General features: G+C 38.8%; 8 protein-coding genes. 5 read left to right on the top strand and 3 right to left on the bottom strand.

The window, feature by feature from the left end:
• The first annotated feature begins 670 nt into the window (after positions 1-670).
• The 5 genes from H4J63_RS07230 to H4J63_RS07210 all read left to right on the top strand — a co-directional run bounded on the left by H4J63_RS07230 (position 671) and on the right by H4J63_RS07210 (position 8,379).
• Positions 671-1,147, top strand: a complete 477-nt coding sequence (locus H4J63_RS07230; protein ID WP_010555241.1) for a hypothetical protein — start codon at positions 671-673, stop codon at positions 1,145-1,147.
• A 10-nt stretch (positions 1,148-1,157) separates the two neighbouring features.
• Entirely contained in the window at positions 1,158-2,735 is a 1,578-nt protein-coding gene (locus tag H4J63_RS07225; protein ID WP_182195700.1) for a hypothetical protein, read from the top strand.
• Positions 2,728-5,526 (top strand): site-specific integrase, encoded by a 2,799-nt coding sequence (locus tag H4J63_RS07220; RefSeq protein WP_182195698.1) that lies wholly within the window; start codon positions 2,728-2,730, stop codon positions 5,524-5,526. The genes H4J63_RS07225 and H4J63_RS07220 overlap by 8 nt, the downstream gene beginning before the upstream one ends.
• Positions 5,523-6,803 (top strand): hypothetical protein, encoded by a 1,281-nt coding sequence (locus H4J63_RS07215; protein ID WP_182195697.1) that lies wholly within the window; start codon positions 5,523-5,525, stop codon positions 6,801-6,803. Before H4J63_RS07220 ends, H4J63_RS07215 begins: the two co-directional genes overlap by 4 nt.
• A gap of 421 nt (positions 6,804-7,224) precedes the next feature.
• Complete coding sequence (locus tag H4J63_RS07210) at positions 7,225-8,379, top strand: site-specific integrase (RefSeq protein WP_182195695.1); 1,155 nt, start codon at positions 7,225-7,227, stop codon at positions 8,377-8,379.
• A 163-nt stretch (positions 8,380-8,542) separates the two neighbouring features.
• Here H4J63_RS07210 and glmM read toward each other — a convergent pair whose 3' ends face one another.
• The 3 genes from glmM to H4J63_RS07195 form a co-directional block, all read right to left on the bottom strand.
• On the bottom strand, positions 8,543-9,898 hold the full coding sequence (glmM, locus tag H4J63_RS07205) for a phosphoglucosamine mutase (RefSeq protein WP_182195692.1): 1,356 nt from the start codon (positions 9,896-9,898) through the stop codon (positions 8,543-8,545).
• Positions 9,899-10,083: 185 nt separating this feature from the next.
• Entirely contained in the window at positions 10,084-12,030 is a 1,947-nt protein-coding gene (locus H4J63_RS07200; RefSeq protein WP_182195689.1) for a nucleoside-diphosphate sugar epimerase/dehydratase, read from the bottom strand.
• 484 nt (positions 12,031-12,514) lie between these two features.
• Positions 12,515-13,693 (bottom strand): DegT/DnrJ/EryC1/StrS aminotransferase family protein, encoded by a 1,179-nt coding sequence (locus H4J63_RS07195; RefSeq protein WP_182195686.1) that lies wholly within the window; start codon positions 13,691-13,693, stop codon positions 12,515-12,517.
• Positions 13,694-13,708: the final 15 nt, after the last annotated feature.

Here is a 13,708-nt window from a genome sequence, read left to right as displayed (position 1 = left end):
TTTTACAAATTGAATAGTATAAAGCTGAGTCGAAAACTCATAAATGGTTCGGCAGCGAACTCTTTTTTACAAATTGAATAGTATAAAGCTGAGTCGAAAACTCATAAATGGTTCGGCAGCGAACTCTATTTACAAGTTACGCAGTATTTAATTTAACGTATTCAATAGCCCAATTGCATTTATAGCAGTCAAAATACTTTAGCTATTTTATAACTTGCAACACTTTAAGCGTTATAGCCATATTGTCTACGCCTTTCTTAAAATGAATAATAGCGTGTCTAAAATGAACGATTTAATGACACTATTTACGTTTTTGGGGTAAATCGACAAACTTCAAAAAGGTGACAAATCAATGATACTTCATCAGTAACTTTTCCCCTTTCATATGTATCAAATATATAAAGAATCTTATTCACCATCTTCAAATCCGCTTTAAGCATAAAAACAGAATAATCACTAAAAATTGAAATAAAAGTAATTTATTTAAAATCAATTTGCGATTAGCTCTGTATTTATGAAGCTAATTATTCCTTTTCTGTATTTCTAACAAGGTAACTTTTTTAATTCTGCTTCGATTATGTAGGCCTTATTAGCATGACTTAATCGTCATAGCAGTAAAATTAAAGTTTTATGATCCTTTAATAATTAAAACGTATGGAAAAACGAATTTATGAAATACAGACAGAAATCGATCCCACTTTCAAAGGCTGAGTTAAAAGCTCACCCGCTGTTAATTGAACTGACAAAAAATGATGTGGTACAGCTAAAAGCCAATCAAAGTATTCATGCATTGCCAATTAAAGTCGTGCAATTGTTGCTAGATTTGCGCCCTTTAGCTGTCACTACCAATACTCACGACGATAGTTACTTAACGCTTGCATCAAGTGGTATGTTTGAGCGCTTTAAAGCACACCCGCTAAAAGCGGAATTAAATATAAAATTACAGATTTATCCCCAAGAAGCCGTCGAGTATGTACTTGCAACTACATTGCTATACGACCACGCACTAACACTGTCTTTGAAAGCTAACTTAAGCACAAACCTGAAACGCCGGCTTAGTTGTTTCGAAGAACAATGTATACCAATATCTAAACAACAGGTATTGGCTAATTTAGCCAATACCTCGCCTTCTGCTTTTCGAAAATGAGGTGCCAAGCGTGAGTTTAACTGACCATATTGCAAGAAGTAACCGTTTAAATAATTCCGGTGGTTGTTACCCTAATGCATTAGCGCATGCCACAACCTTAGCCATTATGTTGAAGAAGCTGGCTAAGGTTGATGCTAAAACTCGCCCGGCGATGACCGCGGTGGCAATGTTTATGTGGCTAACACAAGACTGGAAACAGATTAGTATGCCAAAAGATATTCCTGATTTTGTTAAAATATCTGGCGCGACTCCCTGTCAGGAAAATACCTTTAGAACTTACTTTGATGGCACACTATCGTGGGCTGAGTATGCGCGACCTTGTAAGTACAAAAAACATATTATGTATTTATGGCAGCCTATGCCTACGTACTTAAATACATTTTTTCAAAAGTTTATTAGTGTTCAATCTTACGATACGCCTTTTTTAAGCCCAACTGGCAAAGTACATTTGTTTGAGCTGATGAAGTCTACTTGGAAAACACCAAGCACATTAACAAAGCATCCGCGAATGCACAAAGATACGTTCCAGCATTACTTTATTAATTGTGCTCGAGCCGACAATACACTGGGTGCGATTGTTCGACTACAGCTTATTGAACCTGATAAAGCACATCATACTAGCGCGATGTATTACCAGCAGCTCAATAGTGATCGTATCCGCTATAAGTTATTTGATGCGCATAACCGCTACTTATCACGACTCATAGACGAAGCAAGGAACGCTCAACTTTTCGCGTATTTTGAACTTTTTCTAAAAGGGGTTTCTATAAACCTTATTAAAGCGTCAATAAAAAAGGCTGGCTATTTATCGCAACCGGGGGAGATAAGTCAGTTTGAACTTGATACCGCACAAAATGGCATTAATAAAAAACGTATTCCAGCAACTTTAATAGGTAGCCTTCGCTCACTTGAAGATAACCACGTCAGTCAGTTTTTCCACGAACTACATACATTAGTCGAAAGCGCTCACCAAAGTACGTTTGTAAAAGCCGGCAGTAAAAATACTCAAAACGTAAATAAATCAGCGTTACGTGATTACTACAATTATGCGACCTATCGCATTGCACTGCTATTTATTGCTCTTACAGGCGCAAGGCCTACCCATAGCATCAGTATTTTATCTGTCTACTATTCAGATTCTGATATTACCTTTATTAAAGATAAAGGACGCCTTAGACAACTCTTACTCTGTGATTACTTGCAGCAAGAAATTAACCAGTACTTATTATTACAATCAGTTGTTCGTTCGCAACTTAATATACATAAAGAGTTAGATGAGCTTTGGTATAAGTGTGATGAACAAAACACACCAACACCACTGACTAGTCGCGAATTACGCTTATTCATGGCAAAGGTTTGGCCTGGTATTGTGCCTTACCAACTACGTCATTTCTTTTGTCATTGCGCTAATAGCCATACATTTTCAGAAAAGCTATTCGATCAGGATATTGACCGTCTCATGGGGCATGAAAACCTGGGAGAGCGACTCGGAAGCGATATGTTGTTTCCAGCTCGATTCGATGCAATGAAAAGCTATCTAAATTCTCTACCAGAGCGTCTAGGACTAAAGGCTTTAACATATGTCTGAAAGATTAATAAATCTGCACACTAAACAAATCTCTGATTATTTGATTCACTTTTGGCCACTAAAGGTCACTGAAGACGCAATCTTTTGGGTATTAGATCGTTGGCAACTAGCAGAAAAGAAAACGCGTATTATCGATAATAGCGATCTTAGGTGTATCAATCGGCAGATCAATACTATTCCAACAGGAAAACAACGAATATATCGGCAAGCGCTTGAAGGGATTCTTTTTTATTTAGCTGACATCGCTCATTGGCAAGTCCCTGAGTTTGTTAAACACACAATAAGCGATACTAATCTTAAATACTTTGAGGAACTTGCAAAAGGTACTGCGCATGCACAGCTAATTTTTTCTCGCTACCAGCAACAAAAAACTTATTTTTTTGATACAAGAGGGACATTAACACCTAGCTTTATGGCATTAATGATAGGGTTTGAAGTGGCTCCCTTATCACTTGCGCATATCAGCGCTATTTTAAATAATCCAAATTCGATTATAGATAAAGAAGATAATCCACGCCTTGCTATTACTCACATGGGGTATGGAGCAGATGAATTAAGAGCAACTCATTATTATTTATCGATCGAAAGCTATCGTTTCTTAGAGAATTATTATGCGCAATCACCTCCAAGAATAAGCTCAAAATGTTTGTATGCAGACTTATCAAGTTGGTTGGAAGAAAATGGGTTACCGGCCTGTATTAGAAAGCAAATATGGCCGAAACGATTTCAAATCCATTGGTATCTTCGTTTTCAGCTACCGCCTGTTTTCATTAAGGATTTGGCTAACCCTGAGCGACATGTAGGCCTGTCAAACACCATTACGGCATCCAAAATAAAAGAGGCTGATATTTATGCCATTGACTGGGATACGAAGTGGTTTGATTCATTAGCTAAATCACAAAAAAAAATACGCTGGCCACACGAAATACTACTTAAACATTCAGAAAGCTTGGAAACTATCGAAACACCTCCTTGGGATGCCAATAATATTCTACCGCGCTTGTTGTTCGATTATACGAAACAGCTACTCGTGTATGGAGGAGTTAAGAAAGCGATCCTTGCACTCGGGTCTATTAAAAGTTATACCTCGCTTAAAAGTAAACTTGAGCCCTACCCGCTATGCTACGCCGATGCTATTAGTGAAGAGGTTATTAATGCATGGGCCAAAACTGTCTATGACTCGATAGACTCCGACAATGTAAAAGTAACCTTCTATAACTTTTTACGCTTTTTAAGCTACCAGGAACAAACGGATACGCTTGATTTATCCAACTTTAGTTCGCCTCTAGTACCGCCTTCGGTGAGTCCTGCTCGATTAAACATAGACGAACTTGATCACCTAATTAAAACGCTTATAGATAATAAATCTAAATACCCTTTTCGTAGTCTGTTTTGTACGATCGCTGCGCTATTGGGATTTTACGCTATGCTTCGCCGCGGTGAAGTTCTGAGATTACGCCGTAAAGATATTCGATTTAAACCACGTACTGGGCTTTTAACCGTTACCGTTGCTAATACCCCTGAAGGCAAAACAAAAGGTAATACTTCACGAGAGATATACACCACAATCCCTAAACAGTATCGTCAATTGCTTATTTATCTATTTGAAATTAAGAAACACTCTGATCGCGATCAACCTTTGCTTGGATTTGAAGGTGAAAAATATCATTCGCGGCAGCTTTATTACTTATTACCCGTGTCACGAGCATTGCGCTGTTTGTTTGGTTCGCACTTTAACTTTCATCATTTAAGACACAGTGGGGTACATATTTTTATGCTGCAAACACTTCATTGCGTAAGTAATACACCTGATGAGCTACGAGGGGAAACAATACTTGAGTGTGAATTCCTATCTAGTAAGGCAGTGAGTATACGCTTTGATTATTGGTTTGAAGGCAGATCCGTGTGTGAGATTAATGATGCCGCACTTTTAGATGAAATGGGTCTGCAAATTGGCCATATTCACTACAGCACGACACGTTGGTCATACTTACACGATATTGAATGGTTGCTACCTATCGTTAGCCGTACTCATTCACCGTATATATCTCGTGAATATACTCACAGTGAACTGCGCTATTTATTTGGGCTAAAGCCTAATTCTAACGACCTATCCCGTATATTACTTAAGCTGAGCCCTGATTATGCCAATAAAGCACTGGGACAAAAACGTAGTCAACCTGTAAGACTGTGCGATAACAAGCTCAGAGAGGTCATATTTGGCCAAGGGGTCCAAACAAAAAAAACGCTATCAACTGTTGATTATGCTTTAGCTTGGCAAAAATCAATTAATAACAGTAAACGCACGTTACTCGGCTTCATATTTAAAGCCATGCTAAAAAATAAAGCCCTCGACTTATATTCACTGAGCTTTATATGGGGTAATGGCAGTAAGCATCATATTCAACCGGTTTCTAAAAAGCAGCATACAGCTCTAAGCAATCTACCTCCCGTTGCACTTTCTGATGATGGCCAATCATTACAAATCACGCTGGCCTGCAATAGCAAAAACGCTCGTGCATTTACCACCGCTTTTAGACATAGCGATTGGGGTTGGTTAACGAGTAAATTTGTATTATCAGTCAATCGAAAAATCAACAGCGACCGACAACTACAGTTACTAAAGAAACTGTTTATTCAGAAAAACGAAGTTGTTCAAATCTATAAACAATCAGCAGGAAAAACTCAGCTGACTATTTATTTAAGTCCCAAAACATCACTTCCCCCCAATGTGCTCAAATTTGCACAAAATTTTATTCAGTCTTTCCAACCTCATGAGGTTCAACAATGAAAATGATTATTCCCCGTAATAAAAAAGAGCTACTTAAAAACATAACTGAAAATATTGATACTCGTTATGCTGATAGCTCAGCAACAGTATTAATAAACAAGAAAGAACGTTCTTTAACGTTAGTCACCGGTCAAAAACCGCTGTTTGCGCATTGTGTTTTTATACTTGATAAACGATCGACTAACTTAAAAGACTCGACGTTTTCTATTGATGGTAGCTACGCAAAACAGCTACCTTACTACTTTGCATCAAACCAAGATATTGAATTAGGCTTTCAAAATTCATCAGCTAACTCCTCTTTCATAGAGTTGTTTCAAATTGGCCTCAAAGACAATCAAGCAACATTACGTCGATGTGAATGCAGTGATACTTTTAAAGAACATTTAACTTACCTTGAAGATAATAAGAAGCTCCCAACCACGATCGTCTCCAAATCAGTTATTGAACGTATAGTTTTTGAATCTACAGAGCATATGCCTTTTGAACTTTGTGAACTCGATAAGAAACACCAGCGTATTCGAGTACAACGCGATGGAAAAGTTGAAGACAAGCATTTACCCAACGACATAGAACTGCCTATCTCTATGGTTATGACGCCTGAAATTACTAAACAATTAACTGACTTGTGTTACAGCACAAATAGTAATGAGATTGAAATAGCCCAACAAGGGGAATTACTCATATTTAAAGTAGATGAAGGTTCAGTAACCAGCTCTGTAGCTGGGCTCAACGAGTTTCATACAAAAACGCCAGAAAAAACACAGACTCTACAGTACGCTGAGTTAGACTTTCATGCATTTAAAAAAGAACTTAGACACTGTTTTATATCGTATGGAGTCATCAAAAAAGCAAATGACGCATTGTTGTATTTGAGCAATGAAGAAGCTGCAATTGCTGTATTTACAGGCCCATATAAATTTGTTTACCGTGTAACGGTATCAAAAGTAAGTGGTAAAAAGAGTAATAATGGTTCTCTGTATCGCTTTTCACCCAGAGACTTACTAAGTATAAAAATCAAAGATTTAATTGGTGCTACAAGTACGCGGCTAGAAATTATTAAATATCAAAATGGTGAACTGAAGCTAGGGGTGTATTACTCACTAGAAGATAAACTACCTTATCGTAGCATTGCGATAGAAAAAAACGAAAGCGAGCTACCGAGGGTGCTAGCAATGCTTGAAAGTTTTAATAAAAACCAAGGTAATACGCAGCATGAGAAACAAGAAGTACAAGAGGATTTATTTGCTTTCTATGCTGATGAAGGGGAAGAGTATTAACACAAAAACACTGGACAAATAAACAGTTACTGTTATATTTATTAGTGTATTTTTAATCAGTTGTGCGATTTCGTACCTAGTGTATGGTATTAGCATGATTGGGGAAAATACCAATTCGCTTAATTTAGTAAGCTATTGTGAAGCAAGAAAACCGTGTCGAAAACAAGGCAAAAATTTTGTTATTTAGTGGTTCTAAATCAGAAATTTTTAACGCTGTTAGCGTCAGGTCTAATACTTCAGATTGATTACGTATTATTGCGAGTTGGTATCTTATAAGCAGTTGGGGTAAAGAGGCGGCAACCTCCCTACCCCGTATCGGCTGCTCGACATTTAAACCTACCCAGCCGATGGCTTAATTCTAACGAATTCCATTGGTGAGGGATAGATCTATTTATAGATCGACTAACTAATGGAGGCCATTATGGCTCACATTCGTATTCGCCCGAATGGGCGTATTCAATTTGATTTACACCTGTATGGGCAACGCTTTCGTGAAGGCACTAAGCTCATGGCAACGCCGGCTAATTTAAAAAAAGCCAATGCTACCCTCAAAAAAATGAACGCGGAAATTGACTTAGAAACGTTTCAATACCGTGATTATTTTCCTGATAGCAAAAAAGTCGCGAAGTTTGAAACACTGCAACGCACTAAAGACCCCGATCGCCTGTATCCATTTTTTAACGATTACGCCAATGAATGGTTTGACCGCCAAAAAGCGAAATGGAAGAAAAGCTATCAAAGCGTTATGCGCAATACACTCGATACGTATTTAATCGCTGAGTTTGGGAATATTCTCGTGAGTGAAATTACACTCGCCAATGTGGATTATTTTCGTGAAAGTCTAACGATGATAAAAAAGAATGGTCGACGAAAGCTCACCAATAAACGCATTAATGGCATCCTGTGGCCACTTATTGCGATTTTAAGTTTAGCGGCTGAAGAGCATGACTTTGCTTACCCTATGCGTCGATACAAAACGCTTAAAGAAGAGCGTGCTGATTCTAACCCGCTAACGGCAGATGAAGTGCAATGCTTTTTAGAGGCGGCACCTATTGAGTGGAAAGATTACTTTAAAGTACGTTTTTGGACAGGGATGCGTAGCTGTGAGGTTCACGGTTTACGTTGGGGAGATATAGATTTCAACCATAGGTTGATTCGAATTCGCCATAACTGGGTCAATGGTGAGTTGTGTGATGTAAAAACACCTAAGTCACGCCGTGAATTAAAAATGTGCGATACACTCTATGCATTGTTCAACCGCTTAAAAAGCCAAGCGAGTAATGAGTTTGTATTTACTCATAAGTCCAATCCACTTGATAATCACTTTGTGAGTAAGCAGCTTTGGTTTCCCACTCTAAAAAAAGCGGGTCTGGCACGCAGACGTCCTTACGAAACACGCCACACTGCGGCTGTGCTGCATATTGCTGCGCACGAAAACCCGCTTTATATTTCACATATGTTAGGGCATAGCGATACACGTTTACTGTTTGAAGTATATGCGCCTTATGTTGCTAATGCGTCAAGGCAGGATGGATTTGCGTTTAATGAGATGATGGTTGAGCGTGGGATTGCATGAAGCGTTTGATTAAAATGCTAAATAAAATTAGCCACGTTTTAGCTTGCAAACTCGGGAAATAATAGTGCCATATAGCCAGTAATTTCAACCCCAATTATATACGTAGCCCATAGATATATTTGAAGGTGAGATTGAAGCCTCACCTTCTATAACCTATATATTTCTACAATAACGCTTTTATTGCCGTAGCAATATGCTCAGCTTGCGCTTGAGATGCGACAGAATCAGTTGACTCGACCATAACACGGATGAGTGGTTCAGTGCCTGATTTTCGTAGTAAAACACGGCCTGTATCTGCCAATAGTGTTTCAGCTTCTACTACTGCTTGCTTCACTGAATCAGTATTTAAGATTTCATTCGCATTATTTTGTGATAAACGCACATTTAAGAGTACTTGCGGTAATTTTTGCATACCTGCTACGTAATCTTTTAATGATTGCTTTTGCTGAATAAGCGCTGTTAATACCAATAAAGAAGCGACAATACCATCACCTGTGGTTGCATAATCTAAGTGTAGAATATGGCCTGAACCTTCACCACCAAGTTTCCACCCCGTATTTTTAAGCTGCTCAACAACATAGCGGTCACCTACTTTAGCGCGCTTGAACGGTATATCCATTTCCTTAAGCGCTAGTTCCAACCCCAGGTTAGACATCAGTGTACCAACAACACCACCTTGCATTTTGCCTTGCAGCTTTGCTGCTTTAGCTAAAATATAAAGGATTTGGTCACCGTCAATCACAGCGCCACTGTCATCAACAAGCATTAATCTGTCGGCATCACCATCAAGCGCAATACCTAAGTCTGCTTTATGTTCAAGTACAGCTGCTTGAAGGCTATCTAGATGCGTGGCACCGCATTGCTCATTTATATTTAAACCGTTTGGTTTATCGTTAATGCTAATAACGTCAGCACCCAGCTCTGCATAAACATTAGGCGCAATGTGATACGCAGCCCCATTTGCACTATCGACAACAATTTTTAACCCTTCAAGTGTTAAATCTTTAGCAAATATGCCTTTGCAAAACTCAATGTATCGACCTGCGGCATCGTTAATGCGTCTTGCTTTACCCAAGCGTTCTGAGCTTACACACTGCATAGCGTTATTATTTAATGCTTGCTCAAGTAAGGCTTCAATTTCAAGCTCTTGCTCGTCGTTTAACTTCGTACCAGAATTATTGAAAAATTTTATACCATTATCGTAATATGGATTATGTGATGCGCTAATTACAACGACTGCATCGGCTCTAAAAGTGGATGCTAAATAAGCAACCGCAGGTGTAGGCATTGGCCCAACAAATGCCACATTAACACCCGCAGCAGAAAGGCCGGCTTCTATGGCTGACTCAAACATATAACCGCTATTACGTGTATCTTTACCTATTAAAATCTCTTTCGTACCACTTGATGCTAAAACAGTACCCGCGGCCCAGCCTAATTTCATTGCAAAATCAGGCGTAATTGGAAAAGTCCCTACCTTACCTCTTACTCCGTCGGTACCAAAATATTTACGTGGCATAATTATTCCTTTATAAATGTTACAAATACGCTATACGCGTCATTAATCTTAGTTAACTCTATTATTCTAAAAATAAAGCTTTACTACAAAGCACAAAAAGCGCGAGTTAAACTCACGCTTTAAATTTAATTTAATATATAAGGCTAAATACATACCCTTACATCAACAAAGTGCGAAAAAATTTCTTAATTTATATTCACAACCTTTTGTTTATCCGCGCTTGACTGTCCTATTTTTGCATTCCAAACCAAATCGCATATGCCATCGGTTGGATTAAAGCCTGTGGGTGCATCTAACAACAATTGGCGAATTGTTTCATGATCAAAGTTATGACATGCAATATCTAACGCTTCTATAAACACGTTAAGCTCAGCTAAAGGTAGCATAACTTCACTGGCTGTCATTATACGTTCGTGTGATGTTTCACCCACGTTATCGCCTATTAATAACTCTTCGTAGAGCTTTTCACCAGGGCGTAAACCCGTACACAGTATTTCAATATCGCCATGTGGATTAGTATCGCTTTTAACTTCAAAACCTGAAAGACGAACCATTTTAGTTGCAAGATCTTTAATTTTAACTGGATCGCCCATATCGAGTACAAATACGTCGCCACCTTTGCCCATCGCCCCTGCTTGTATTACTAATTGCGCAGCTTCAGGAATCGTCATAAAAAAGCGTGTTATATCAGGATGTGTTAGCGTTATAGGGCCACCTTCTTTTATTTGCCTGCGAAATAGCGGCACTACAGAGCCACTCGACCCCAATACATTACCAAAGCGCACCATACAGAAACGTGTTTTATGTTTTACACCTTGCTCTTGCGCTAACCCTTGTAAAGAGAGTTCTGCCATACGCTTAGTCGCGCCCATTACATTTGTTGGACGTACCGCTTTATCTGTTGATATAAGCACAAAAGTTTCTACTTTTGCATTAACCGCGGCTTTTGCTGCGTAATAAGTACCAAATACATTATTGCGCACACCTTCAACAACGTTATGCTCAACTAAAGGAACATGTTTATAAGCAGCTGCGTGATAAACAGTTTGCACACCAAATGCTGTCATTACAGTTTCAATTCGGTTAATACGTTGCACCGAGCCCATTATAGGTATTAACTCAATATCAAGGTTATTATTAGTAATGTACTCACTAAGCTCCTTTTCTATTGAATATAAACCAAACTCACTAAGCTCAAATAAAACAAGCTTTGTAGGTTTTTGTTTAACTATTTGTCTACACAGTTCTGAGCCGATAGAACCACCGGCTCCTGTAACCATAACCACTTTATTCTCAATGTTAGCGGTCATTAAATCAGTATTTGGTTCTACAGGGTCACGACCAAGTAAGTCTTCAACACCAACCTCTGCTATTTCAGCAAGCTTTGCTTTGCCCTCGACTACATCAGCCATACCCGGTATTGAGAGTACGTTAATTGTTAAAGGTTCTAACTGAGCGAGTATTTCTTTACGGCGTACGCGAGTTGCGCTTGGGAGTGCTAATAAAACTTTGCTTACCTTGCGTTTATTTATGAGCTCGTAAATACCTTTAAAGCATAAAACGGGTATACCTTGAATGATTGAACCATGTTTAGTTGCATCATCATCAATAAACGCTCTAACAAAATATTCTGGACCAGCACCTAATGCCGTCGCTAATTGTCGTCCGGCAGAACCCGCCCCATAAATAATGACAGGTTCTTTTTTACTTGTCGTCATTCTGCCAATCATCGCGCGTACCAATACGCGAGACCCACCGACAGTTAATAAGCACAACCACGCAAATATAAATGGCATCGTGCGCGGTATATCTATACCTATAAAAAAGGCGATTAAAACCAAACTGACCGTTGTTATTACAGTGCCTAGTACAATTGCCCAAATAGCTTGTGAGTTCATGTATCTAAGTACAGCACGATACAAGCCTAAACTTATAAATGTATATAAGCTAACCGGAATTAACACTGCCAATAAAAGCCAATTATCTAAACGCTGCAGCGACTCAAAGCTATCAAGCCTTACAATAAGCGCTAGCCAAAACGCCAATACAATAAATAACGAATCAATACACAGTGTAATTATACGTTTTTTAGCACGCGATGCGTTTAAAATAGAGCGAATGAAACTATCCATGGCACGTTCCTTTGTGGTGTAAATACGAGGTCAACCCAGTATCGTGTGTGAAATTAACAATTTGGTAACTATAACAAATAATAGACTAGGGTAATTAGCTTTAATGAAGTCAATCGTTGAGTAAATAGTAATGAATTACAATATTACAGCCCGATAGAGGGAAGTTGATAATTTCAGATATCTCACTATTGGTGTAATAAATGATGGTTAAATGTGTCTCAGAAATGTCTCAGCCTGAGACGCATTTTAAAATAAATACTTTAGAATTAACTAGTTAAAAAAATCAAAAAAGTACTCCCGATATAATATACGATTGGGATTGCGCTTAAGAACTATAAAACCTAACCAAGTAATGAAGTCAGCATCCCGCTTTACTCAAAACTGCATCTCATAAGCAAATTTTCTATATTAACCCTAAACACCGAGTACAGCTTTTAATCGCCATTATTTACTGACAATTAGAAATTGAGTGTTAATCGCACCTTTAAGATTTAGACGCCAACGCGAATACTTCTTTCATCACTTGGGTTGTTTTAGCTATTTCTGCTTCAGTCAATGTAGGGTGTACTAAAAACATCAATGACGTTTCGCCAAGCTCAACTGCATTAGGTAAACGTTTTTCTGGGCGCCATGGGGTATTATCAAACGCTTTTTCAAGGTAAACCTCTGAGCAGCTCCCCTGAAAACACGGTACACCACGTTCAACTATTTCGTTAACAATACGGTCGCGATCCCAACCATCAGCTAGTTCCTCAGGTTTAACAAACATATAGTGTTTATACTCAGCGTGCTCAATGTAGCTTGGCACTGATACTAAACGAATACAGTCAAATTCACTGGCAGCTTTATCTAGCTCAGCTCCATATGCTTGACGTTTAGCAGTCCAATCAACCATACGGGTTAGTTGAATACGGCCTAGTACTGCTTGCATTTCAGTCATACGCCAGTTGGTACCAAAGCTTTCGTGTAACCATCTAAATCCTGGTGGGTGTTCACGATTATATATCGCATCAAAGCTTTTACCATGGTCTTTATAACTCCACATAGCAGACCATAACTCTTTTGAGTTAGTGGTTACCATGCCGCCTTCGCCACCAGTCGTCATGATTTTATCTTGGCAGAAACTCCATGCGCCAACATGACCAATGCTGCCAACAGACTTACCTTTATATTTAGCACCATGAGCTTGGGCACAGTCTTCAATTATATAAAAGCCATGTTCTTTACTTAGCGCCATTATGTCATCCATTTCCGCAGGCATACCCGCTAAATGCACCACAATCACTGCTTTAGTTTTAGGTGTAAGTACTGCTTTAATACTATCAGCTGTAATTGCTTGGCTATTTAAATCAACATCAGCAAACACAGGAGCAGCACCAGCAGTAACAATACTTGAGGCAGATGCTAAAAATGTACGAGACGTAGTTATTACTTCATCGTCAGCGCCTACATCTAAGGCTTTAAGTGCTAAATCAAGTGCTAAAGTGCCATTACCAAGCGCTATGGCATATTCACTATCAGCCCAAGTAGCAAACTCTTTTTCAAACTCACGGCCTTCTGTGCCAGTCCAATAATTAACTTTATTCGATAAAATTACACGACTAACGGCATCGGCCTCTTGCTGAGTAAAGCTAGGCCAAGGAGAAAATGGGGTATTTAACATGATGTTCCTATTAAT

The sequence above is a fragment of the Pseudoalteromonas sp. 5Ae-yellow genome (assembly GCF_014077565.1).
Taxonomy (GTDB): Bacteria; Pseudomonadota; Gammaproteobacteria; order Enterobacterales; family Alteromonadaceae; genus Pseudoalteromonas.
This window is presented reverse-complemented; position numbering and strand designations above follow the sequence as displayed.

Coding starts and splice junctions, on each gene's coding strand:
- H4J63_RS07210 (WP_182195695.1), top strand. CDS start 7,225: ATGGCTCACATTCGTATTCGCCCGAATGGGCGTATTCAATTTGATTTA.
- glmM (WP_182195692.1), bottom strand. CDS start 9,898: ATGCCACGTAAATATTTTGGTACCGACGGAGTAAGAGGTAAGGTAGGG.
- H4J63_RS07220 (WP_182195698.1), top strand. CDS start 2,728: ATGTCTGAAAGATTAATAAATCTGCACACTAAACAAATCTCTGATTAT.
- H4J63_RS07200 (WP_182195689.1), bottom strand. CDS start 12,030: ATGGATAGTTTCATTCGCTCTATTTTAAACGCATCGCGTGCTAAAAAA.
- H4J63_RS07195 (WP_182195686.1), bottom strand. CDS start 13,693: ATGTTAAATACCCCATTTTCTCCTTGGCCTAGCTTTACTCAGCAAGAG.
- H4J63_RS07230 (WP_010555241.1), top strand. CDS start 671: ATGAAATACAGACAGAAATCGATCCCACTTTCAAAGGCTGAGTTAAAA.
- H4J63_RS07215 (WP_182195697.1), top strand. CDS start 5,523: ATGAAAATGATTATTCCCCGTAATAAAAAAGAGCTACTTAAAAACATA.